Annotated in this window: 31 protein-coding genes; 17 read left to right on the top strand and 14 right to left on the bottom strand. The window is 72.7% G+C overall.

Annotated elements, in window-relative coordinates; all coding sequences use genetic code 11:
- Positions 1 to 3: 3 nt before the first annotated feature.
- Positions 4 to 930 carry an aldo/keto reductase gene (locus ABCS02_RS27540; protein WP_345838897.1) on the bottom strand — a complete coding sequence of 309 codons (927 nt, stop codon included), beginning with the start codon at positions 928 to 930 and terminating at the stop codon, positions 4 to 6.
- 102 nt (positions 931 to 1032) lie between these two features.
- Here ABCS02_RS27540 and ABCS02_RS27535 point away from each other — a divergent pair, with 102 nt between their 5' ends.
- Together ABCS02_RS27535 and ABCS02_RS27530 are read left to right on the top strand one after the other, a co-directional pair.
- Complete coding sequence (locus ABCS02_RS27535; RefSeq protein ID WP_345838896.1) at positions 1033 to 1368, top strand: TetR family transcriptional regulator; 336 nt, start codon at positions 1033 to 1035, stop codon at positions 1366 to 1368.
- Positions 1361 to 1903: a hypothetical protein gene (locus ABCS02_RS27530; protein WP_345838895.1), complete on the top strand. Its 543-nt coding sequence runs from the start codon at positions 1361 to 1363 to the stop codon at positions 1901 to 1903. Before ABCS02_RS27535 ends, ABCS02_RS27530 begins: the two co-directional genes overlap by 8 nt.
- 32 nt (positions 1904 to 1935) lie before the next feature.
- Here ABCS02_RS27530 and ABCS02_RS27525 read toward each other — a convergent pair whose 3' ends face one another.
- Entirely contained in the window at positions 1936 to 2205 is a 270-nt protein-coding gene (locus ABCS02_RS27525; protein WP_345838894.1) for a hypothetical protein, read from the bottom strand.
- Between the two features lie 53 nt (positions 2206 to 2258).
- Between ABCS02_RS27525 and ABCS02_RS27520 the strand changes: the two genes are divergently transcribed.
- Positions 2259 to 2882, top strand: a complete 624-nt coding sequence (locus ABCS02_RS27520) for a TOPRIM nucleotidyl transferase/hydrolase domain-containing protein (protein WP_345838893.1) — start codon at positions 2259 to 2261, stop codon at positions 2880 to 2882.
- Between the two features lie 10 nt (positions 2883 to 2892).
- Complete coding sequence (locus ABCS02_RS27515; RefSeq protein WP_345838892.1) at positions 2893 to 3405, top strand: tetratricopeptide repeat protein; 513 nt, start codon at positions 2893 to 2895, stop codon at positions 3403 to 3405.
- On the opposite strand, the gene ABCS02_RS27510 is transcribed toward ABCS02_RS27515, so the two are convergent.
- From ABCS02_RS27510 to ABCS02_RS27495, 4 genes are all read right to left on the bottom strand, one after another.
- The gene (locus ABCS02_RS27510) at positions 3402 to 4322 is read right to left on the bottom strand and encodes an AEC family transporter (RefSeq protein WP_345838891.1); all 921 of its coding nucleotides are present in this window, start codon (positions 4320 to 4322) and stop codon (positions 3402 to 3404) included. The genes ABCS02_RS27515 and ABCS02_RS27510 overlap by 4 nt on opposite strands.
- 39 nt (positions 4323 to 4361) lie before the next feature.
- A complete protein-coding gene (locus ABCS02_RS27505; RefSeq protein ID WP_345838890.1) occupies positions 4362 to 4808 on the bottom strand; it encodes a VanZ family protein in 447 nt (148 codons plus the stop codon).
- Positions 4809 to 4871: 63 nt separating this feature from the next.
- Positions 4872 to 5705, bottom strand: a complete 834-nt coding sequence (locus ABCS02_RS27500) for a tryptophan-rich sensory protein (RefSeq protein ID WP_345838889.1) — start codon at positions 5703 to 5705, stop codon at positions 4872 to 4874.
- Between the two features lie 57 nt (positions 5706 to 5762).
- On the bottom strand, positions 5763 to 6545 hold the full coding sequence (locus ABCS02_RS27495; protein ID WP_345838888.1) for a putative protein N(5)-glutamine methyltransferase: 783 nt from the start codon (positions 6543 to 6545) through the stop codon (positions 5763 to 5765).
- Between the two features lie 78 nt (positions 6546 to 6623).
- Here ABCS02_RS27495 and ABCS02_RS27490 point away from each other — a divergent pair, with 78 nt between their 5' ends.
- From ABCS02_RS27490 to ABCS02_RS27470, 5 genes are all read left to right on the top strand, one after another.
- Positions 6624 to 6962: a hypothetical protein gene (locus tag ABCS02_RS27490; protein WP_345838887.1), complete on the top strand. Its 339-nt coding sequence runs from the start codon at positions 6624 to 6626 to the stop codon at positions 6960 to 6962.
- 115 nt (positions 6963 to 7077) lie between these two features.
- Positions 7078 to 7350 (top strand): hypothetical protein, encoded by a 273-nt coding sequence (locus ABCS02_RS27485; RefSeq protein WP_345838886.1) that lies wholly within the window; start codon positions 7078 to 7080, stop codon positions 7348 to 7350.
- Between the two features lie 101 nt (positions 7351 to 7451).
- Positions 7452 to 8234, top strand: coding sequence for a hypothetical protein (locus tag ABCS02_RS27480; RefSeq protein ID WP_345838885.1), 783 nt, complete (start codon positions 7452 to 7454; stop codon positions 8232 to 8234).
- A 120-nt stretch (positions 8235 to 8354) separates the two neighbouring features.
- Positions 8355 to 8618: an SAP domain-containing protein gene (locus ABCS02_RS27475; RefSeq protein WP_345838884.1), complete on the top strand. Its 264-nt coding sequence runs from the start codon at positions 8355 to 8357 to the stop codon at positions 8616 to 8618.
- Between the two features lie 26 nt (positions 8619 to 8644).
- Entirely contained in the window at positions 8645 to 9526 is an 882-nt protein-coding gene (locus ABCS02_RS27470; RefSeq protein WP_345838883.1) for a hypothetical protein, read from the top strand.
- A gap of 9 nt (positions 9527 to 9535) precedes the next feature.
- Here ABCS02_RS27470 and ABCS02_RS27465 read toward each other — a convergent pair whose 3' ends face one another.
- The 3 genes from ABCS02_RS27465 to ABCS02_RS27455 all read right to left on the bottom strand — a co-directional run bounded on the left by ABCS02_RS27465 (position 9536) and on the right by ABCS02_RS27455 (position 12254).
- Positions 9536 to 9853, bottom strand: coding sequence for a hypothetical protein (locus ABCS02_RS27465; protein ID WP_345838882.1), 318 nt, complete (start codon positions 9851 to 9853; stop codon positions 9536 to 9538).
- A gap of 74 nt (positions 9854 to 9927) precedes the next feature.
- Positions 9928 to 11214 (bottom strand): sodium:proton exchanger, encoded by a 1287-nt coding sequence (locus ABCS02_RS27460; RefSeq protein WP_345838881.1) that lies wholly within the window; start codon positions 11212 to 11214, stop codon positions 9928 to 9930.
- A 272-nt stretch (positions 11215 to 11486) separates the two neighbouring features.
- The gene (locus ABCS02_RS27455) at positions 11487 to 12254 is read right to left on the bottom strand and encodes an alpha/beta fold hydrolase (protein WP_345838880.1); all 768 of its coding nucleotides are present in this window, start codon (positions 12252 to 12254) and stop codon (positions 11487 to 11489) included.
- Between the two features lie 141 nt (positions 12255 to 12395).
- On the opposite strand from ABCS02_RS27455, the gene ABCS02_RS27450 reads away from it, so the two are divergent.
- The 5 genes from ABCS02_RS27450 (at position 12396) to ABCS02_RS27430 (ending at position 16213) form a co-directional block, all read left to right on the top strand.
- Positions 12396 to 13403 (top strand): Gfo/Idh/MocA family oxidoreductase, encoded by a 1008-nt coding sequence (locus ABCS02_RS27450; protein ID WP_345838879.1) that lies wholly within the window; start codon positions 12396 to 12398, stop codon positions 13401 to 13403.
- A gap of 106 nt (positions 13404 to 13509) precedes the next feature.
- A complete protein-coding gene (locus ABCS02_RS27445) occupies positions 13510 to 14529 on the top strand; it encodes a Gfo/Idh/MocA family oxidoreductase (RefSeq protein WP_345838878.1) in 1020 nt (339 codons plus the stop codon).
- 93 nt (positions 14530 to 14622) lie between these two features.
- The gene (locus ABCS02_RS27440) at positions 14623 to 15144 is read left to right on the top strand and encodes a GNAT family N-acetyltransferase (RefSeq protein WP_345838877.1); all 522 of its coding nucleotides are present in this window, start codon (positions 14623 to 14625) and stop codon (positions 15142 to 15144) included.
- A 79-nt stretch (positions 15145 to 15223) separates the two neighbouring features.
- On the top strand, positions 15224 to 15472 hold the full coding sequence (locus ABCS02_RS27435; protein ID WP_345838876.1) for a hypothetical protein: 249 nt from the start codon (positions 15224 to 15226) through the stop codon (positions 15470 to 15472).
- A gap of 36 nt (positions 15473 to 15508) precedes the next feature.
- Positions 15509 to 16213: a hypothetical protein gene (locus ABCS02_RS27430; protein WP_345838875.1), complete on the top strand. Its 705-nt coding sequence runs from the start codon at positions 15509 to 15511 to the stop codon at positions 16211 to 16213.
- A gap of 13 nt (positions 16214 to 16226) precedes the next feature.
- Here ABCS02_RS27430 and ABCS02_RS27425 read toward each other — a convergent pair whose 3' ends face one another.
- Positions 16227 to 17036, bottom strand: coding sequence for an SDR family oxidoreductase (locus tag ABCS02_RS27425; protein ID WP_345838874.1), 810 nt, complete (start codon positions 17034 to 17036; stop codon positions 16227 to 16229).
- Positions 17037 to 17113: 77 nt separating this feature from the next.
- On the opposite strand from ABCS02_RS27425, the gene ABCS02_RS27420 reads away from it, so the two are divergent.
- Entirely contained in the window at positions 17114 to 17764 is a 651-nt protein-coding gene (locus ABCS02_RS27420; RefSeq protein WP_345838873.1) for an HAD family hydrolase, read from the top strand.
- 24 nt (positions 17765 to 17788) lie between these two features.
- Here the strand turns inward: ABCS02_RS27420 and ABCS02_RS27415 are convergent, their stop codons facing one another.
- Positions 17789 to 18160, bottom strand: coding sequence for a cupin domain-containing protein (locus ABCS02_RS27415; protein WP_345838872.1), 372 nt, complete (start codon positions 18158 to 18160; stop codon positions 17789 to 17791).
- 89 nt (positions 18161 to 18249) lie between these two features.
- Here ABCS02_RS27415 and ABCS02_RS27410 point away from each other — a divergent pair, with 89 nt between their 5' ends.
- Together ABCS02_RS27410 and ABCS02_RS27405 are read left to right on the top strand one after the other, a co-directional pair.
- Positions 18250 to 18552, top strand: coding sequence for a hypothetical protein (locus tag ABCS02_RS27410; protein WP_345838871.1), 303 nt, complete (start codon positions 18250 to 18252; stop codon positions 18550 to 18552).
- 93 nt (positions 18553 to 18645) lie between these two features.
- Entirely contained in the window at positions 18646 to 18843 is a 198-nt protein-coding gene (locus ABCS02_RS27405) for a hypothetical protein (RefSeq protein WP_345838870.1), read from the top strand.
- Between the two features lie 87 nt (positions 18844 to 18930).
- On the opposite strand, the gene ABCS02_RS27400 is transcribed toward ABCS02_RS27405, so the two are convergent.
- From ABCS02_RS27400 to ABCS02_RS27390, 3 genes are all read right to left on the bottom strand, one after another.
- On the bottom strand, positions 18931 to 19281 hold the full coding sequence (locus ABCS02_RS27400; protein WP_345838869.1) for a hypothetical protein: 351 nt from the start codon (positions 19279 to 19281) through the stop codon (positions 18931 to 18933).
- Positions 19278 to 19490, bottom strand: coding sequence for a hypothetical protein (locus ABCS02_RS27395; RefSeq protein ID WP_345838868.1), 213 nt, complete (start codon positions 19488 to 19490; stop codon positions 19278 to 19280). Before ABCS02_RS27395 ends, ABCS02_RS27400 begins: the two co-directional genes overlap by 4 nt.
- A 68-nt stretch (positions 19491 to 19558) precedes the next feature.
- Entirely contained in the window at positions 19559 to 21805 is a 2247-nt protein-coding gene (locus ABCS02_RS27390; RefSeq protein ID WP_345838867.1) for a glycoside hydrolase family 3 C-terminal domain-containing protein, read from the bottom strand.
- Positions 21806 to 21875: the final 70 nt, after the last annotated feature.

Raw genomic sequence — 21875 nt, 5'->3', positions numbered from 1 at the left:
GGGCTACGGGAGGATGTGGCCGGCCAGCCGGAAGAGGCGGTACCACTCCTCGCGGGTCAGCGGCAGGTCGGAGCCCGCGGCGGCCTCCTGCACCCGGCCCGGGTTGGTGGTGCCGAGGACGACCTGCATGTTCGCGGGGTGCCGGGTGATCCACGCGGTCGCAATGCCGGTCGGCGTGACGCTGTACTTCGCGGCGAGCTCGTCGAGCGCGTCGTTCAGCTCCGCGTACTCCTCGCGGTCGCCGAGGAAGACCCCGTCGAAGAATCCCTTCTGGAACGGCGACCACGCCTGCAGCGTGATGTCGTTCAGCCGGGCGTAGTCGAGGATGCCGAGGTCGCGGACGATGGACTGGTCCAGCGCCGCCATGTTGGCCGCGACCCCCTGCGCGATGATCGGCGAGTGGGTGATGCTGAGCTGCAGCTGGTTCACCTTCAGCGGCTGCTTCACCCAGCGGCGCAGCAGCTCGATCTGGCCGGGCGTGTGGTTGGACACGCCGAACGCGCGCACCTTGCCGGAGGCCTCCAGCTCGTCGAACGCCGCCGCGACCTCCTCCGGCTCGACCAGGGTGTCGGGGCGGTGGAGCAGCAGCAGGTCGAGGTAGTCCGTGCGCAGCGCGGCGAGCGACTCGTCCACGGTGGTGAGGATGTGCTCGCGCGAGAAGTCGAAGTAGCCCTTCCGGATGCCGACCTTGGACTGGATGACGACCTGGTCGCGCTCGGCGGCGGGGATGGCGCCCGCCTCGCCGAACCGTCGCTCGCAGCCGTGGTCGCCGCCATAGATGTCGGCGTGGTCGAACACGGTGACGCCCGCGTCCCGCGCGGTGCCGACCAGAGTGCGGATCTGCTCGTCCGAGAGCTCGCTGATCCGCATGAGGCCGAGGATGACGTTGGAGGCGGGCACGGCGATGTTCGGGAGGCTCAGGGTTTTCATGCCTCCATCTAACCCCCCGTCAACCCCCTGGCCACATTCGCGCGACAGTCTTACGGTCTACAGTGCGGGGGTCGGGGCTCCGCCGAGCGGAGGAGGGGACCGATGACGATGACGCCAGCGGCGAGGACGGCGGTGGAGGGGTTCCGGCAGGAGACGCGGCTCGAGTCCCCCCAGTCCCACGGTCCCGGCTACCACGGTCCCGGGTACATCGTGCACGCGCTCGGACGCGACTTCCACGTCAGCGACGAGATGGCGCGCATCTTCCTCAACCAGGTGGAGCGGGTCGCGGAGTCCGACGCCTCCGCCCTCGTGATCCTGCGCCATGCGCAGGGCGTCGAGCTGCTGATGGTCACGGACGCGACCTCGTTCTCGATCCGCCCGATGACGCCGGCCGACCGGACCACCGCCCGCGCGGCCTATCCTCGGATGCGTGGATGAGCTGAGCGACCAGGACTCCCGCGACCGGGAGGCCGTCGCCCGCATCCGCGACGCGCTCGCGGAGGCCGTCCGGCGGCTGACCGAGGTGGGCGCCCGGGACGAAGCGCTCGCGGTCCTGGTGCCGCGGCGCCGCACGTTCGGCATCCCGCGCGAGCCGGTGCTGCGACCGGAGGGGCGGGTCTGGCGGCTGGGCGTGCTGCTGCTCGGCCGCGACGGCACGCTGTTCGCGACCGGGCAGCTCGTGCGGGCGACCCCGCCCGGGCGGACCCAGTACGTGTCGGTGTCGGCGGAGACCCGGCGCGCGTACCGCGCGGCCGCCGAGCGGGGGCACTTCCGCGACGGCGAGACCGTGGACTTCGACGCGCCGGAGATCGAGCTGACGGTGGAGGCGCTGCGAGCCTCCACCGGCCCGCTGCTGCTGCGGGACGGCGAGGCGCTCGTGCGGTGGAGCGCCTCGTCGGAGCAGACCGTCGGCTTCCCCGCCTACCTGGCGGAGCGCGTCGACCTGCTGGCGCACCCGCCTCAGGGAGCCTGAGACGGGTCAGGACGCCTGAGGCGGGTCCGCGCTCACGCCTCGGTCGGGGTGCTGTCCGCCTTCTTGCCGGTGACCTCGTCGAGCTTGTCCGACGCCTTGCCGACGGCTTCGGTGACCTTGTCGCTGAGGTCGGAGGCGGCGTGGCCCGCGAAGTCGCGGACGCCGTCCTTCACCTGCTGCACCTGGTCCGAGCCCGAGAAGCCCTGCCATTTGTTCCGCATGTTCTCGTACGCTCCACGGCCCGCGCGGGTGCCGATCACGAAGCCGACTGCGACGCCTGCGATAAAGATGATGACCTTCATGGGCTGCACCGTACGCGCGCCGCGGCGACGGCACCAGGAGCAGAATGGGCCGGGTGACGGGACCCATGCTCGACGGAGCCGCGGCGGTGGCGCGGTTCGAGCGCGCCGCGGCGGCGTGGTCCGAGCGGGCCGGCGCCGTTCCCGTCCCCGTGCCGCCGGAGCTCGCCGGTGCGCTGCTCGTGGAGGGCGCGAGCGACCGCGCGGCCTGCCGGGAGGCCTCCCGGCTGCTCGGCGTGGACCCGCCGGCCGCGGGGGTGGCCATCCTGCCGATGGGCGGCGCGATGAGCGTGCGCCGGTTCGTCCGGATGCTGCGCCCGGCGCACGTCCGGCTGCACGGCCTGTGCGACGTCGGCGAGGCGGGCTTCTTCGAGCGGGCGGGCCTGGACGAGGCGTCCGTGTCGGTGTGCCGGCCGGATCTGGAGGGCGAACTGCTGCGGGCGCTCGGCGCCGAGCGGGCGGAGGCCGCGCTCGCCCGTGAGGGCGACCTGGGCCTGTTCCGCACCTTCCAGCGGCAGCCCGCGCAGCGCGAGCGGCCGGTGCTCGCCCAGCTGCACCGGTTCCTCGGCACGACCTCCGGCCGCAAGGAGCAGTACGGGCGCGTCCTCACCGAGGAGCTGGGGCCGTCGGAGCTGCCCGCGCCGCTGCGGGAGGCCGTCGAGAGCGTGCTGCGCGCCTAGGCTGGTGCGCATGCCCGCCACCTCCCCCGAACTGCTCGACCGCCTCGCCCGGCTGTTCGCCGCGCGCGACCGCGAGAACATGGCGCCGACCATCGAGGCGTTCCTGGCCGTGCTCGCCGAGCATCCCGACGACGCGCACGTCCTGTACGAGGTGGGCGGCTCCTACGACACCGCCGGCGAGGAGCAGACCGCGGCCTTCTACTACGAGCGCGCGCTCGAAGCGGGACTGGAGGGCGACACCCGCCGCAAGTGCCTCCTCCAGTACGGCAGCACCCTGCGCAACCTGGAGCGCTTCGACGAGTCGCTCGCCGTGCTCGGCCGCGCGCGGGAGGCGTTCCCGGAGTCCGAGTCGGTGCGGGTCTGGCACGCGCTCTCGCTGCACGCCGCCGGGCGCAGCGACGCCGCGGTCGCGGAGCTGATGGAGCTCGCGGCCGACCGCATCCGCACCCCCGACCTGCTGCGCTACGAGGCCGCCGTGCGCGGCAACGCCGAGTACCTCCGCGAGCTCGACGCGGCGCGCTAGGCCAGCAGCGCCGCGACGACCAGCAGCACCGGAACCGCGAAGAGCGTGGTCAGCAGCACGATGTCGCGTGCCACCGGCATCCCGCGCTCGTAGCGGGCGGCGAAGTTGTAGACGTTCTGCGCGGTCGGGAGGGCGGCGAGCGCGACCGCCGCGAACAGCGCGTGACCCTCGAGGCCGAACGCGAACCGCGCCACGGCGAACGCGACCAGCGGCATCCCGACCGACTTCAGGAGCACCGCGGTCGCGATCTCCGCCCGCCCGTGCCCCGCCTGCAGCGGCCGCGACCCGTGCAGCGACATCCCGAACGCCATCAGGACGAGCGGCACCGCGGCGCCGCCGAGCAGTTCGAACGGCTGGTAGACCGCGGCCGGGATCGGGATGTGGAGCACGTCCACGAGGATGCCGAGCAGGGAGGCGATGATCATCGGGTTGCGCACCGGCTGCGTCAGGATCGACCGCAGCGACACCGTCCCGCGGCTGGTGATGTCGAGCACCGTGAGCGCGATCGGCGCGAACACGATGAGCTGGAGCAGCAGCACCGGCGCCACGTACGACGCGCTGCCGAGCACGTAGACCGCGACCGGGAGGCCGATGTTGTTGGCGTTGACGTAGCCGGAGCCGAGCGTCCCGATCGTCGTCTCCGCCGCCGGCCGCCGGAAGAACAGCCGCGACAGCAGCAGGAAGAGGCCGGCTGCGGCGAGCGCGGCGATGGCCGCGACGACGAGCTGGGTCGAGAACACGACCTTCAGGTCGGCGTGCGCGAGCGTCACGAACAGGAGCGCCGGGTTGGTGACGAAGAACGCGATCCGGTTGAGCACATACGGTGCGGTGGGGCCGCCCACGCGGAACCGTCCGGCGACGTAGCCGACCAGGATGACGAACGCGATGATCCCGAATCCGGTCAGCACTCCAGCCATCGCGTCGGCGTCTCCTCTCGTCTCCCCTGGACGATCGTGTCAGGAAGTTCGCGGATCGCGTGCATCCGCGCGCCGCCGCGCCACCACCAGCACTCCGATCCCCGTGCCGATCAGCGCGCCGAGGGTGTTCGCGATCACGTCGTTCACGGCGCCGAAGCGGGAGGGCAGCACGAAATGCTGGGTGAGCTCGATCGCGACGCTGCAGAGCAGGCCGGCGAGCGGGGCGATCCACCAGCGGCGGGGGCCGGCGATCAGCACGATGAGCAGGGCGGGCGGCACGAAGAACGCCACGTTGGCCGTGAACTCGACCAGGTCGTAGGCGTCGGCCGGCTGGATCCCCACGACCGCCACGGCCCGGAGGATCCGGAACAGCAGCGGATCGAACGGCCGGTCGACGGGCGTCGGCCACAATCCGACCGCGGCGACGATCGCGGTGTAGGCCAGGAGCGCGGCGGTCGCGCGGCGGCGGGTCGGGCGGGCGGGCATCCACTCAGCGTAGGCGCCGGGCTTCTGGGAATCCTGTGTGTCAGACCTCAGGTTCCACGGCGGTCAGCTGCGCCGCACCCGGCCGCCGCGTGCCACGCGCACCGCCACGGCCACCATGATCACGAGGATCCCCGCGGCGAGCGCGGTGACCGCGACCACGGCGCTCGGGAGGCCTCCCACCACACGCGAGACCGCTATCCACACGAGCCCCCACGCCGACGCGAGCGCGGGCGCCAGCCGGCCGCGGTCCCACACCGCGAGCGCGCAGGCCACCACGGCGAGCGCCGCGAGGACCGCCATCGCCCAGACCTCCGGCTCGATCCCGAACCCGGTGAAGCCGGCCGCATGCAGCCACGCCGCCACGTCGGCGGCCGTCGCGACCATCACCCAGCCCAGGTAGAGGCCGACCGTCCCGTCGAGGAGGACGGCGTCGGCGGTCGTCCCTCCCGGCTCGTGGCGCAGCCGCGCGAACGCGACGACGAGCACCACGAGCAGGAGGACGATGATCGGCACGCTCAGCGCGAGCAGCCCGGCCTGCACCGCGAGGATCCAGGCGGCGTTGAGGAGAAGGGAGGCGATGAGCCAGTAGCCCACCGCGCGCTGCCGGTGGCGCGCGGCCTGCGACGGCAGCACCTGCCAGATCGCGTACCCGGCCAGTCCCAGGTGGATCACGGACCAGATGGCGAACGCCGGGCCGGCAGGTGCAAGGAGGGTGGCGTCGGGCCCGAGCGCGCCGCCTGCGACGCGGGGGATGGGGCGGCCTCCCATGAGTCCGGAGCCATACACCGCGCCGCAGAGCGCGACGACGGTCGCGGCGATCACTCCGCTCTGCCGGATGCGGTCGGAGGCGGTCGGGTGGGACACACCGAGCGGCAGCCTTCGGGTCAGGCTGGTCATGGGGTGGAACTTAGACCGAAAACAGGAAAAAGGGTATCCCCTGCGCCGCCGCGGGTTTCAGGGCCTCCGGGGCGGCGTGGACGCGATCACGACCGTCCCGTCGAGGTCGTCGTCGGTCACCACGCGCGCTGCGAGCCCCTGCGCCTCGAACAGCCCCACGGTGCGCGCCGCCTGTTCGTCGCTGGTCTCGATGACGATCGAGCCTCCGGGCGCCAGCCACTCGGGGCCTTCCGAGGCGATCCGGCGGTGGAGGTCGAGGCCGTCCGCGCCGCCGTCCAGCGCCACCGCCGGCTCGTAGAGGCGCGCCTCCGGCGGCATCAGCGCGATGGCCTCCGTCGGGACGTACGGCGCGTTCACCGCGATCACGGCGAGCGCCCCGCGGAGGCCGGGCGGCAGCGGGGCGAACAGGTCGCCCTCGAACACGCGGGCCGGGTCGAGGTTCGCCCGGGCCGCACGTACGGCGGCCGGCTCGACGTCGGCCGCGAACACCTCGGCGCCGGGCACGCGCGCCGCGATGACGGCGCCGATCGCGCCCGCTCCGCAGCACAGGTCGAGCACCGCGTCGCCCGGCCGGGTCAGCGCCGCCGCCTCGCGCGCGAGCAGCTCGGTGCGCCGGCGCGGGACGAAGACGCCCGCGTCCACGTTGATGCGCAGGCCCCCGAACTCGGCGAAGCCCAGCAGGGGCTCCAGCGGCTCGCCGGCCACGCGGCGGGCGACCAGGGTCTCCAATTCGTCCGGCGACGCGGCCGCCTCGACCAGCAGCGCGGCCTCCTCCTCGGCGAAGACGCAGCCCGCGGCGCGCAGCCGGCGGACGATGTCCTCCTCCTCGCGCGCGCTCACCGGGCCATGCTAGCGGGGCGAGGTCAACCCCCTCTCCGGAGCCTTGACCGCTTGCCCTTCCGCACGTATGGATGGGTCATGAAGCGGATCCACTACGCGAGCGGCTCCCTGCTCACCGGCGACGCGATCGCGGACGTGCTGGTCAAGTACGCGGCGGCGCTCGCGGTCAACACGGCTGCCGCCGAAGTGCGCGCGCCGGCGGTCCTCGAGAACGGCGAGGTGGGCGAGATCATGATGCTGCTCGGACCGGCCAGCCAGATCCTCGCGGAGACCGAGCGGTTCGACGGACCCGAGCTGCGCGACGACGACTTCGTCAAGGGGCTCCAAGACCGGGTCGCCGCCCTCGGGCCGCGCCGAGCGACCTTCGTCAAGCTCGGCACCGAGGGCGTGGACGACATCGACGTCGACATGCTGTGAGCACGGCATCCGACGAAACGACCGGGGGCGAGCGGCTCTCGACACAGTTCTGCACTGGTAGAAAGGGGATCGGCGCGTACTATCTGGCGGGAAGAGCAACTTCGGGGAGTAGGACATGCAGGTGTTCCACGTCTACATCGACGAGCTGAGGTTCACGTTCGTCGATCGCGAGCCTGTCGAAGAGTTGAAGCGGCGGGTGATTCAGGCGAGCCGCAGCGACGGCGACTTCGTGGCCATCACACAGTCGAGCCGCCCCCCGAGCGAGATCTTCGTGACCAGCCAGACCCGCGTGCGCATCGAGACGGCCAGCATCCCCCGAGAGCCGGCCACGGCCAGCGACCACGAGGAGGACGACTCGTTCTGGTTCGACTTCGACTCGCTGAGCTGACGGCCGCTGGGCCACGCACGACGCCACCGCCGAACGGGCGGTAAGCGCGGCACGCGCGTGGACTATAGCCCGCGTTCGCGTCATCCAGTATCGTCGCGAGCATGACCATTCCTGAGGACGAGAACAAGCCGCAGCCTCCCGAGAGCGGCAACGCCGGCGCCGTCCCGCCGGTCCCCGAGCCCACCGAGCCGGCCGCCGGGCCCGAGCTCACGCCGTCCGAGCCCACCGCGCCGGCCGAGCCCGCCGCTCCCGCGGCCCCCGCGTCGGACGTGCCTCCCGCTCCGCCGGTGGCGCCGCCCGCCGCGCCGGCCGCTCCTGCCGGCGGTTACCCGCCTGCGCCGCCCGCGCCGCAGGCCGGGGCCGTCCCGCCGCCGCCCGGCGCCTTCCCGTCGTACGCGGCCGCTCCCCCGGCGCCCGTCGCCGCGCCGACCGGCATCCCGACCACCGTCAACACGGCGTTCTGGCTGTACATCGCGAGCGCTGTGCTCAGCGTGATCGGCGGCATCGTCACCATCGCGACGGCGAGCGGCGACCGGGCGCAGATCATCCGCCAGATTCAGGACTCCGGCACGAACCTGCACGGCCAGAACATCGACACGCTGGCCTCCGCGGCGGTCGCGGTCGCGATCGGCTCGTCGATCGTCACGCTGATCTTCTGGGCCATCGTGTTCGTGCTGTTCGCCTTCTTCATGCGGCGCGGCGCCAACTGGGCACGGGTCGTTCTCACGGTGCTGACCGTGGTGTCGCTGCTGAACATCATCCCGGGCTTCCCGTTCGGCCTCATCCAGGTGATCGCCTCCATCGTCGCCGTCATCCTGATCTGGCTGCGGCCGTCCTCCGCGTGGTTCGCCGCGGTCAAGGCGTCGAAGGCGCCGCGCGCGTAGTCCCCATCGCTGAAGGGGTCCGCGGCCGTCCGGTCGCGGACCCCTTCGCCGTTCCTCAACCCCCTGGCGCGGGTCTCCCGGCGGCGTACTGTGCGCGCCGAACGAGGAGAGGAGCGCATCATGCCGGGACGAGAGAACTCGCTGAAGGACCAGGAGCTCTACGAGAAGCTGCGCGACGAGGGCAACTCGAAGGAGAAGTCCGCGCGCATCTCCAACGCCGCCGCCGCGCGCGGCCGGAAGTCCGTCGGCCGTAAGGGCGGCGAGTCCGGCTCGTACGACGACTGGACGGTGCCGGAGCTGAAGAAGCGCGCCAAGGAGCTCGGCCTCAGCGGCTACTCGAAGAAGACGAAGGCCGAGCTCGTGAAGGAACTGCGCGACCACTGACCCCGCCTCACGCGTACACTCGCGCCATGAACCTGCGCGACGTGGCCGCGGACCTGTACGGGGTCGAGCCCGCGGAGTTCGTCGCCGCGCGGGCATCGGCCGCCGCGGGAGCCGACCGCGAGCTCGCGAAGACCATCAAGGCGCTGCGGAAGCCGACGGCGTCCGCCGCGGCCGTCAACGCGCTGACCCGCCGCGACCCCGAACTGGTCGACCGCATCCTCCAGCTCGGCGACCGGATGCGGGACGCGTTCGCCGCGCGCGACCGGGACGCCATCCGCGATCTGACCCGGGAGCGGCAGCGGCTGCTGCAGCGCGCCCTCCGCGACCTGGGGACGAGCCCGGCGGTCGGCCGCGAAGTCGAGGAGACCCTCCAGGCCGCCGTCGTGGACCCGGTCGCCGCCGCCGCGGTGCGCAGCGGGATGCTGGTGCGCGCGCTCGAGTCGACCGGGGTGGAGTCGGTGGACGTGGCCGACGCGGTCGCGCTTCCCCTGGACGAGGAGGCGCTGGCCGCCGCCGCGGAGCGGAGCGCCGAGCCGCTGGTGGCCCCGGAGCCCACGAAGACACGGAAGGCGGCCGCGCCGCAGGAGGACCGCGAGCGCGCACCCGACACCGGGACCGAGTCCGCCAGCGAGCGCCGCGAGCGCGAGCGCACGATCCGCGCGGCCGAACGCGCCCTCGAACGCGCGCGGGCCGACGCCGAGTCCCTCGACGACGAACTGGACGCGGAGGTGGACCGCCGCTCCGACCTGCAGGCCGAGCGGGACGCGCTCGAACGCCGCCTCCAGCGCACCGAGGCCGAGCTCGCCGAGTCGAAGGCCGCCGAGCGCGCGCTCAGGCGGCGCATCCCGGAGCTGCAGCGCGCCGTGCGGGACGCCGAACGCGCCCTGGACGACGCCCGCGGCGAGTGAGCGGTGGGGTCAGGCCGGGAGGTGCTGGTCGACGTCGTCCTCGGCCATCACGACCATGCCGCCGGTGCGCTGCGAGCTGTGCATCAGCGCCTCCAGCCAGTGCGGGTTGATCGCCGGGGGCCGGCTGCCGGCGAACTGGAACGCGAGCGGGATCTCGCGGCTGATCCAGATGGACACCCGCCCCGAACCCTGGTCGACGGGGACGTCCCAGTTGAGGAGGAAGCTCTCGTGGCGGCGCAGTTTGGCGACGATCGCGAGCTTGACGTGACTCAGCACGCGGTCGTCGAGGTCATATTCCTGACCCGCGCCGTAGAGCAGTTTTCCCATAGTTGCCATAGTGCCCCAGAACGACCCCGAGCGGCTGCGCGAATAAAGGGGATTGACACGCCCCCGATATCCCGTTAAGACCGAGGCTCCGACCGGAACGGTGCAGCAAGAGCTCTTGCGAAGCCGCGACCCCGGACGGCGAACAGCAGGACGGCCAGCAGCGCGTAGCCGGCCGAGACGATCCAGCGCGCCTCCGTCGACGGGAACACGAAGGTGGCGGCGAACAGCGCGAACAGGGCGACCGCCCACCGCCCGTCGAACCGCAGCGACAACAGCATGGCGACGCCGAGGAGGGTCTGCGTCGCCGTGAGCACGAACTCCTCGGTCTGCCGGCCGTCGAGCGGCAGCGCCCAGCCTCCGCCGCCGAGCGCGTGCGCCAGCGGGAGGGTGCCGACCAGCGCCGTCCACTGGTTGACCTTGCTGGCGAGCAGGATGCCGAGGCCGGCCGCCGCCCGGCCGCGCACGACGAAGAGCACGGCGATCACGAACTCCGGCGCCTCGGAGGCGAGCGGGGCGAGCCACTGCACGAGCAGGAAGTCGTCGATCCCGAGGGCGCGGCCTCCCGAGACCAGGCTGTGCGCGAACGGCTCGGCGAGCGCCAGGATGACGAGGGCCGCGAGCACGAAGATCGCGACGACGGTCGCACGCCGCCCGCGCGTCGGCAGCGCGCCCAGGTCACGCGCGACGCCCACCAGCTCGGGCTCCTCGGTCTCGGTGTGCGCCACACGGACCAGGTAGTAGACGAACAGCGCCAGGAGGACGACGCCGAGCGCGACGTCGATCCGGCCGGTCAGCGGGATGACCAGCGTCAGCGCGGACGCGATCAGGAGCAGGCCCAGCTCGGTGCGGTTCTCCCGCGGCAGCGCGATGGCGAACGGCCGTCGCCGGATGTCCGGGTCGGGCGAGCGACGGGCGCGCAGCGTGCGGAGCGCGAGGAACGCGACGAGCAGGAGGAACGGCCAGCCGAAGCCGAGCAGGAGCCGGTTCGACCCCGTCATGTTGGCCGCCGCATACGGGGCCAGCGACGGATCGGACCCGGCGGAGAACGCGAAGTAGAGGTCGATCGCGTACTCGGGCAGAATCGCGACGACCGCGAGGAGGCCGACCGCGAGGCCGCCGGAGATGTCGAGTTCGGCGGCCTCCCCGGCCCAGGCGAGCGCGAACGCGGCGGCGACGATGGCGAGACCGAAGGACAGCATCCCGACGAGCGGCGGGAGGTCGACGCCGGTCAGGCGCAGCGCGACGCCCTGGGCCGCGACGGCGACGACGACGCCGAGCGGGAGGAGGAGCCGCACGGCGGGGCGCTGGGGCGGAGCGGCAGCGGGGGCGGCGGGTCTGACGGTGGGGGCGGGTCCGGGCATCGGACGGTCCTCTCGCTCGCGCGGCGACCGGGCGCGCGAGGAGACCGGCCACCGCTGACGGGTGGCCGAAGGTCTCGCTCGCCCCGCAGACATGGCCCGCAGGGTGGCACGCCGGGCCGGGCTTCGTGGCCGGCCAGTGTGTCGACGTGCCGCGGGGAGCTACTCCCCTTCGACCCGTCCAGCCTGTCAGCGCGCGCAGCCGTGCGTGGCCCCGACGGGCGGATTGCCAGCGTTTCGCGCGCCCTAACTCGGCGGCTCGTGCGGCCTGGAGGCTATGTCAGCGGTGCGTCGAGGAACGCCAGCAGGTGCGGCAGGAAGGCGCGCAACGCGCGGTCGTCGCCCGCCGCCGCCAGCACCTCCCCCAGGTAGTCGCCGTGCGTGCCGGGCACGATCAGCAGCCGGGCGTCGGGCAGCAGCGCGGCGACCGCCACGAGGTGGCCGGCACGGACCACATCGCGGTCGGCGCCCACGACCAGGGTCGGCGCGGCGACCGAGGCCACCAGCGCGTCCGGGAAGTCCGTGAAACCGAGCATGAGCGCGCGGTCGAGCTCGAACATCCGCCTGGCGTGCTCCGGGTCGCGACTCACCGCCAGGTCGGCCTCCGCGTAGACGGCGGGGAGGTCCTCGAAGCGGCCCGCCTCCAGCCCCGCCCAGAAGCCGTCCACCATCGCGTCGCGCCGCAGCGGGGCGGACGCCAGGACCAGCTTCCGGACCAGTGCGGGATGCCGCGCAGCGAGTTGGAACGCGACCTGACCGCCGTTGCTGAAGCCGAGCACGTCGACCGGGCCGACGCCCAGCTCCGCGAGCACGGCGGCGACATCGTCCGCCGACTCCTCGAACGACGGTTCGCGGTCGCCGGCCGCTGTCCGGCCGTGCCCTTGCAGCTCGACCGCGAGCACGGAGCGGCTGCGCTCCAGCAGCGGGAGCAGCATCCCCCAGTTCGACTCGATCGTGGAGCCGCCGCCGTGCAGGAGCAGCAGCGGCGGGTGCGGCGAGTCCTCGTCGCCGTGCCATTCGCGATGCAGAGGGATGCGCGTCACAGTGCCCGACGCTACCGCCCGCGCGCCGCGCGCACTACTTCTGCTGTCAATCCGGCAAAAGACGTGCGGCGGACGAGGAGAAGTGGTTAGGCTGGTCGGGTTCGCGCGCATCGAATACCAGGCAAGGAGGCCTTCACAGGCATGTCCCATCCACTCGCTGTCGCTGCGCTCGGCTTCTGGCACGTCCACGGCAAGGATTACGCCCGCGACGCCCAGGAGCATCCCGGCACCACACTCGTCGCCATCTGGGACGACGACCCCGAACGCGGCCGGGAGGCCGCCGAGAGGTTCGGCGTCGAGTTCGTCGCCGACCTGGACGAGCTGCTCGCCCGTGACACCCTCGACGGCGTCACGGTCACCACCTCCACCGACCAGCACGTCGACGTGATCTCCCGCGCCATCGCCGCGGGCAAGCACGTCTTCACCGAGAAGGTGCTGGCCCCGACCGTCGCGGAGGCCGACGCGCTGGTCGCCGCCGCTGACGCCGCGGGCGTCTCGCTCGTCGTCTCGCTCCCCCGGCTCTACCACGGCTACACCGCCGCGATCGAGGAGGTCCTCGACGCGGGCACGCTCGGTGAGCTGGCCTACAGCCGGGTGCGCCTCGCGCACGACGGCTGGATCGCCGGCTGGCTCCCCGACCGGTTCGGGAACCCGGCCGAGGCCTACGGCGGCGCGCTCACCGACCTCGGCTGCCATCCGGTGTACCTGACGCGCCTGTTCCACCGGAGCGAGCCGCATCGGATCACCGCGACCTACGCGAGCCTCACCGGCCGGGAGGTCGACGACAACGCCGTGGTCACGGCCGAGTTCGACGGCGGCCGCATCGGTGTCATCGAGGCGAGCCTCGTGCAGACCCCCGGCGACTTCACCATCGAGCTGCGCGGCACCCGTGGCGCACTCTCGTACGGCGGGGCCGCTGCCGGGCTCTTCGTGGACACGGGCGACGGCTGGCAGGAGCTGCCGGTGCCCGACCACGGCGCAGGCGCGTTCGACGAGTGGGTGCGGCGCATCCACGACGGCACTAGGGCCGACGCGAACCTCGACCACGCACTCGCGCTCACCCGCGTCGTGGTCGCCGCGAACGCCTCCGCCGCCGAGGGCCGCCCCGTCGCGCCCGCGGTGCCCGCCGCCGCGACGCCCACGCGCTAACCCACCCCCGCGCCACACCATTCATCCGCCGAGGGGCACGTAAACGCCCCTAAACGGCACTTTTAGGGGCGTTTACGTGCCCCTCGACCAACTTGGAGTTTCTTCTATGTCCAGCAACACCGTTCGGATCGGACTCATCGGGGCGGGCGGCATCGCCGGCGCGCACGTGGAGGGCTACCTCCGCAACCCCGACGTCATCACCTTCGCAGCCGTGGCCGACCCGGTGCGCGAGAGCGCGGAGAAGCGCGCGGCGGCGTCCGGCGCGGCGATCTACGCGGACTACCGCGTCATGCTCGCCGAGGCGGACATCGACGCCGTCGACATCTGCCTCCCGCACCACCTGCACAAGGACGCGATCGTCGCCGCGGCCCGCGCGGGCAAGCACATCCTGTGCGAGAAGCCGCTCTGCCTGACCCCGGAGGAGGCCGCCGAGGTCTCCGCCGCGGTCGAGGAGGCCGGCGTCACCCTGATGTGCGCGCACAACCAGCTCTTCCTGCCGGCCGTGGCCCGCGCCAAGGAGCTGATCGAGTCCGGAGCGATCGGGCGCGTCTACGAGGTGCGGACCACCGACTCCTTCTTCAACGACTTCGACCCGGCGAACATGGGCTGGCGCGCGCACGCGTCGACCTCGGGCGGCGGCGAGCTGATCGACACCGGCTACCACCCCACCTACCTGCTGCTGCACCTGGCCGGCGGCGCCCCGGTGGAGGTCACGGCGATGCTGGCCACGCACCGCCTGTCGTTCATGGAGGGCGAGGACTCCGCGACCGTGCTGGTCCGCTTCGACAACGGCGTGATCGGCACCGTCGTCACGAGCTGGGCGTACGAGGCGGCGCCGGGCACCGAGAAGTTCTCGGCGGTCGGCGAGCTGGGCAGCCTGATCTCCGACGGCACGACGCTCACGCTCAAGAAGCGCGGGGAGGCCGAGCCGACCGTGATCGAACTGGAGCCGGTGCACCAGTTCGGCGAGGAGCTGAACCACTTCGCCCGCAGCATCCTCGACGGCACCCGGCCGCTGCACACGCAGAAGGAGGGCATCGAGGTGCTCGGCATCATCCTCGGCGCCTACGAGTCCGTCCGCACCCGCGCCGTCGCCGCCATCGCCGCCCTCTCCCCCACCCGCTGAACACCGCCGAGTACGCGATAAATCAGCCGGAAACAGCCGAGTACGCAGACTATTCGCGTACTCGGCTGTTTGCGGCGTGGGTAGGGTCGGGGTGTGGAGGCGTTTCCGGGGCGGATGGAGCTGGCGGGGCATGACGGGGTCGTGCTGCGGCGGCTGGAGGAGGACGACTGGGGCGTCGAGCTGATGCTCGCGCGGGTCGAGGACATCCCGACCTGGACCATGTACCCGGCCGACCTGGACGAGGACGGCGCCCGCCTCCGCGCCGCGCGCAACGTGCGCGCGGCCGACGCGGCGCACGGCATCCGCTACGTCATCGACGAGGGCGGCGACGCGCTCGGGACGGTCGGCTTCGGGAGGTCGGAGGACGGCTTCGAGGTCTTCTACGCGCTCCGCCCGGACGCGCGCGGGCGCGGGCTCGTCACCAGCGCGGTCGCCGCGCTCTCCGCGTGGCTCGCTGCTCAGGGCGAGCGCGTCGTGTGGCTCAGCACGCTGGACGGGAACGCCGCCAGCGAGGCGGTCGCGCTGCGCTGCGGCTTCACGCGGTTCCGCTCGGGGACGCACGTCGACGGCCGCCCCCTCACGGTCTGGAGCCGCCGTCTCCCAGCGAATCCATAGACAATTGACACTCAATCTATTTCATTTCAACATCTTCGAAACTGTTCCCAAATCGCGTCGGTTGGGGTTAAAGTGACGCATGAGCACTCCGAGGATGGGGCGCACTACTGGTGGTCCCGAACATCCGCGACACGATGACTTCGTCGCGGTGCCCTACCTGCGTCAAGGGCAGCTCATCTCCCTGATCCGCTGGAGCCAGGTCAACGGCGAGTGGCGGTACACCACCATGCTCGCCCAGTACCTCCATCGCGACGAGGAGAGCTGGTACCTCGTGATCAACGGCCAGCGCGCCAAGATCAGCCGCTCGGAGTGGGCCATCTTCAACTGATTCCGCCGCCCGGCGCCGCGGCGTACTGTCCGTCGGGTGAACGACCACGACGACGACGACAGCCGCGCCCGCGCGGTCGCCCCCGAGCACCGCTGGCCCGCGGTGATCGGCACGCTGGTCGCGCTTGTGGCCTACGCCCTCCTGCCGAGCGTCGTGCCGCCGATCGCGCGCTGGTCCGTGGTCGGCGTCTGCGTGCTGATGCTGATCGCGCTCATCATCTACAACCCGCACCGGCTGGCCCGCGAGTCGAAGTGGTCCCGGCGCGCGGAGATCGCTCTGGCGGTGCTCATCCTCGCGGCCAACCAGATCGCGTTCGCGGAGACGGTCGTGCGCCTGCTCAACAAGCACGGCAACGGGCAGGAGATCCTGCTCGCCTCCCTGCAGGTCTGGCTCACCAACGTGATCGCGTTCGCACTCGTCTACTGGACGATGGACCGCGGCGGCCCGGTCGCCCGGGTCTCGCTGCCGCGCGAGAAGCTGCCGCTGGCCGACTTCCGGTTCCCGCAGGACGAGGACAAGGACGACGTCGTGGAGGTCGCGCGCGGTGCGAGCCAGGTGATGGACTGGGTGCCGAACTACATCGACTACTTCTACTTCTCGCTGTCCAACTCGATGGCGTTCAGCCCGACCGACACGATGCCGCTGACGCACCGGGCCAAGCTGCTGATGGCGCTGGAGTCGTTCGCGGGGTTCGTGCTGCTGGCGCTGGTGATCGCGCGGGCGGTGTCGCTGATCGGGTGAGGCAGGCGTCGCCTCAGTTGCGCCGCCAGTCGTCGGAGCGCAGGTGCGAGCCGGCCTGCGGGCCCATCTGCAGCATCCCGCCGTCGACGGTCCACGACGCGCCTGTCACGTAGGACGCGGCGGGCGAGGCCAGGAAGGCGATCACCGCGGCGACCTCCTCCGGTGCGCCGGGCCGACCGAGCGGGACACCCGGGCGGTGCACCTGGCGCGGGTCGACGTCCTCCGCGTCGTTCATCGGGGTGGCGATCTCGCCGGGCGCGACGGCGTTGCAGGTGATGCCGTACTCGCCGAGTTCGAGCGCGAGCGTTTTGAGGAGGCCGCCCAGGCCGTGCTTGGCGGCGTCGTAGGCGGCGGAGCCGACCCGCGGCTGGTGCTCGTGCACGCTGGTGACGCCGATGATCCGGCCGCCGCGGCCGGCGTCGACCATGCGGCCGGCGATCCGCTGGATGCAGGCGAACGGGCCGTCGAGGTCTGCCAGCAGCGTCATCCGCCAGGTGTCCCAGTCGGTGTCGAAGAAGGGCGGCCCGCCGTTCACGCCGGCGTTGTTCACGAACACGTCGCAGCCGCCGAGCCGGTCGGCGAGCGCGTCCACGACGTCGGCGCAGGCGGGCGCGTCGGTGGTGTCGAGCCGCGTCACCTCGGCCCTGCTGCCCTCGGCGCGGACCAGGCGCGCCGTCTCGGCGGCGCCCTCCTCGTCGGAGTGCCAGGTCACGCCGACGGCCATCCCGGCGCGGGCGAGCGCGACGGCGGTCGCCCTCCCGATGCCGGAGTCGAAGCCGGTGACGATGGCGGTGCGCGGGTCGGTCAGTTCGGGAGGGGTCATCCCCGCACCCTGCCCCCGGCTCGCGCGCTCGGCAAGGGGGGTGAGCTCGCGCGCCGAGGGGTGTACGACGTGGAGGCATGACCATCCGTACCGTGCTCTTCGACGTCGACGGCACCCTCGTCGACTCGAACTACCTCCACATCGACGCGTGGCAGCGCGCGTTCGCCGAGCTGGGCGTGCCCGTCGAGTCGTGGCGCATCCACCGCGCTCTCGGGCGGGACTCCGGGCAGCTCCTGCGCGCGGTCGCCGGCGAGCGCGACGAGGAGTGGGACGACAGGGCGTGGGCGCTGCACGCGAAGCACCTCCGCGAGCTCGCGCCGCGCCTGCGGGCATTCGACGGAGCCGCTGACCTGCTGCGCGCCGTCGCCGGCCGCGGCGTCCGGGTGGTGCTCGCCACCTCCGCCGCCGAGGACGAGCTGACGATGCTGCGGCGCGCGATCGGCGCCGACGACGCCGTCCACGCGTCCACCTCCGCCGACGATGTGGACGAGGCCAAGCCGGACCCGGACATCCTGGAGGTCGCCCTGCGCCGCGCGGACGCTCCGGCCGCCGAGGCGCTGGTCGTCGGCGACTCGGTGTGGGACATGACCGCCGCGGGACGTGCGCGCATCCGCTCGGTGGGCGTGCTCTGCGGCGGAGTCGGGGCGGCCGAGCTCACGGACGCGGGGGCGCGGGAGGTCTTCGAGGGGCCCACCGCGCTGCTGGAGGCGCTCGACCGGCTGCTGTGACCCGACGGCTGCGGCGAGCGCGGCTCAGTCCGGCAGCTCCCGCAGCGCGCTCGTGCGTTCCCCCGGCTGGTCGCCGGTGTTCACCGTGCCCTTCGGCTCGAACATCACCACCAGCGCCTCCTCCTCCGCGAACGGGCAGTGCTCGGCGCCCTTCGGGACCACGAACACGTCGTGCGGCCCCAGCTCCACCTCGCGGTCGCGGAGCTGGATGACGAGCCGCCCGGCGATCACGAGGAACAGCTCGTCGGTGTCCGGGTGCGAATGCCAGATGAACGAGCCCTGGAGCCGGGCGACCTTCACGTCGTAGTCGTTCACGCTGGTCAGCCGGTGCGGCTGCCAGGGCTCGGGGACGAGCGCGAACGCCGCGTCGATGTTGTGGACGTCAGGGGTGCTCATGCGGCCCAGCGTAGGCAGCGCATCTTGCCAAGGACAGCCCCTCGGGCGTTGGATGCTCACAAGGAGCGTCCACCGACGGAAGGATGGCCATGTCCGCCAGCGAACTGGAGATGTCGAGCGTGCGCTACCCGTATCGGGAGCGCATCTTCCACGTGGAGAAGAAGGCGCCGGGCGAGTGGGTGGTGCTGGACGAGTCGCACGCGGAGCTGGGGCGGCTGATCCGGGTGTCCGCGGAGGGCGAGGAGCACGAGCCGGTCTTCGGCGCGATCCCCGTCGGGTATCTGGAGACGCTGCACGAGGGGTCGGACTGGAAGTTCCTGGTGGCCGCGCTGATCAACGAGGCGCTGGACGAGCCGCCCACACCGTCGGTCGTCCACCCGGGCCCGGCCTGACGCTCGGGCCGGACACCGGTCGGGGCGCGCGGATGCCCCGATGATTTTCCGGTTGGGGGCGTTCGCGGAGAGGCGGCGGCTACGATACCCGCAATGAACGCAGCGCTGCGCACGACGCTCGGCTGGGTGGCCGCGGTGCTGCTCAACCTCGGCGCTGTGCTGTTCGTGGTGGGGCTGATCGTGCCCCGCTCCGGCGACGTGTCGATCCTGGAGGTCGGGATCGGGATGCTCGTGGCCGGCGTGATCGTCGGCGCGGTGTGGCTGTACGCGAGCCGGCGGGCGGGGCGCTGAGGGGCTGAGACGCTGAGACGCAGGGCGGCCCCGCCCGGGATGACGGTGGGCGGGGCCGCGGTCTCTGCGGCGATCTCTGCGGCGCGGTCAGTCCGGCGGCTCGGTGTTCTTCACGAGGTCCGGGTTGGACGGCTGCTCGGTCGGATCGAAGTCCGCGGGCGGCGGCTCGGCTCCGTCGGCGCCCTCCGACGCCGGCCCCTGGGTGTCCCGGGTGGTCACGTCCTCGGCGCCCTCCGGTGCGACGCCCGTCTCGTGCGGGGCGGAGACGTCGCCCTGCCCCGGCTCGTCCTCGTCGGGCTCTGCTGCCTGCGCGTCGCGGGCGGCGTGCCGGCCTCGCTGGTCCTGGCCTCCCTGGCCGCCGCCCTCGAAACGCTCCGGCTCGTCCTCGGCCGGGACGCCGAGGTCGTCCGTGTTCGGGAGTCCGCTCGTGTCGCTCATGGTCTGCCCTCCTCGCTGTACGACGTCGCCGAGTCGTCGTCCTCGTCGGCCGGACGGTCCGGGTCGAGGTCGTCGATGACGTCCCTGATCACGTTGTGGTCGGCTGTGGGCGTGACGGCGCCGCCGTCGTCGCCCTCGAGGTCGCCGGCGAGCCCGTTGGTCGGGTCGTGGCCGGTGACGGCATCCGTGTCATCTCGCTGGTCGCTCATGCGGCCCACGAAACGCCGAACCCCCCTGCGTCCGCAAGGGGGTTCAGCGTCGCCGAAAGGGGCGTACGCTACCCGTTCGCCGCGGCGACCAGTTGGTCCAGCTGGCCGGCGGTGACCGGGCTGCCCGGGAACGAGGCCGCACGCACGAGCGGGATCGACTCCGCCATCCGCCGCAGGCTCGGGTCGTTGAGCATGGCGCCCATGCCCTGGGCCTCCGGGCGCTGGGCGAGCGCCGCCATCAGGATGGGGCCGCCGACCGGGTGGCCGAGCCACTCGCCGAGCGTCGAGTCGACGGTGAGCGGCGCCGCGCGGACGTCGCCCGCGAGCGTCACCACGGCCGACCCGCGCAGATCGCGGGACGACGCCCCGACCTCCACGACGTAGTCGCCGCCCTCCACGCTCCAGCCGCCGAGCTCGGTGTCGAAGTAGGCGAGGTCCTCGGCGGCGAGGTCGATCACGGCCGTCGAGGTGGCGCCCGCGGCCACGGCCACGGCGGCGAAGCCCTTCAGCTCGCGCACCGGGCGCTGCACGCGGGAGGCCGGGACGGACACGTAGACCTGGACGACCTCCCGGCCGTCGCGGTCGCCGGTGTTGGTGACGTCCACCGAGACGCGGATGCCCTCCGCCGTCGCGGACGCGGTGGGCGCCCCGAACGCGAACGTCGTGTAGGAGAGGCCGTGGCCGAACGGGAAGGAGACCGCCGCGTCGCGCGCGTCGAAGTCGCGGTAGCCGACGAAGAGTCCCTCGCCGTAGCGCACGTGGCCCTTCTCGCCGGGGAAGTTCAGGTACGAGGCGGTGTCCTCCAGGCGCACCGGGATGGTCTCCGCCAGCCGGCCGGACGGGTTGACGACGCCGAACAGCACGTCCGCGACCGCGCCGCCGCCGGCCTGGCCGAGCAGCCAGCCCTCGACGATCGCGGGCACGCGGTCGGCCCAGCCGGAGACGCGCACGACGCCGCCGTTGGAGAGGACGACCGTGACGCGCGGGTTGGCGGCGATGACGGCCTCCAGCAGGGCGGTCTGCGCAGCGGGCAGCTCCAGGTGCTCGCGGTCGAAGCCCTCCGACTCGTCCTCGCCCGGGAGGCCGAGGAAGACCACGACGTCGTCGGCGGCCGAGGCGACCGCGACGGCCTCCGCCGTCAACGCCACGTCGTCGGCGTCCGCGCCGAGCGCGTAGCCCGGCGCGAAGACGACGGTCGCGTCGCCGGCGAGCGCGTGCAGCTCGTCCAGCGCGTTGTCCAGGCGGGTCGGGACGATCTGGGAGGAGCCGGCGCCCTGGTAGCGCGGGGTGCGGGCGAACTCGCCGACGACCGCGATCGTCCGTCCCGCGTCGGTCGCCAGCGGGAGGACGCCCTCGTTCTTGAGCAGCACGATGCTGCGGCCGGCGACCTCCCTTGCCAGGGCGTGGTGCGCCTCCGCGTCGTAGGTCGCGCCCGCGTCGGCCCCGGCGAGCGCCTTGCCGACCAGGTCGATCACGCGGTCCGCGGCGGTGTCGAGCACGGACTCCGCCAGCGAGCCGTCGCGCACGGCGGTCACGAGCTGCGCGTCGGTGACGCCCCCGCTGGACGGCATCTCCAGGTCGAGCCCGGCGACGAGCGCGCTCACCCGGTCGTTGACCGCGCCCCAGTCGGAGACGACGAGCCCCTCGAAGCCCCACTCGTCGCGGAGGACGGAGGTGAGCAGCCAGGGGTCCTCGCTCGCGTAGACGCCGTTGATCCGGTTGTACGAGCACATGACCGTCCACGGCTGGGCGTGCGTCACGACGTGCTGGAAGCCGCGCAGGTAGATCTCGCGCAGCGGGCGCTCGTCCACGTCGGCGCTCACGCGCAGGCGGTCGGTCTCCTGGTTGTTGGCGGCGAAGTGCTTGAGCGAGGCGCCGACGCCCCGCGACTGGAGGCCGCGGACCAGGGCGGCGCCGAGTCGGCCGGAGACGATCGGGTCCTCGGAGAGGTACTCGAAGTTGCGTCCGCACAGCGGCGAGCGCTTGATGTTGATGCCCGGCCCGAGCAGCACGCCGACCCCTTCGGCCTTGGCCTCCTCGCCGAGCGCCGCGCCGACCCGCTCCAGCAGCTCGGCGTCCCAGGAGGAGCCGAGCGCGACCGCGGGCGGGAAGCAGGTAGCGGGAACGCTGTCCCCGATGCCGAGGTGGTCGCCGCCCTGCGCCTGCTTGCGCACGCCGTGCGGCCCGTCGGTCAGGTAGATGGACGGGATGCCGGCGCGGTCGACGCCCTCGGTCTCCCAGAAGCTGCGGCCGCTGGTGAGCGAGGCCTTCTCCTCGACGGTGAGCTCGGCTGCGCGAGCGAGGCTGTCGACCATGATTCTCCTTCGGATGCGGTCGTGGGTGGGCAATACCTTACACCACTCGGTTTTAAGACGGTGGGCCTCT

The organism is Microbacterium sp. X-17, from assembly GCF_039615055.1.
This window is presented reverse-complemented; position numbering and strand designations above follow the sequence as displayed.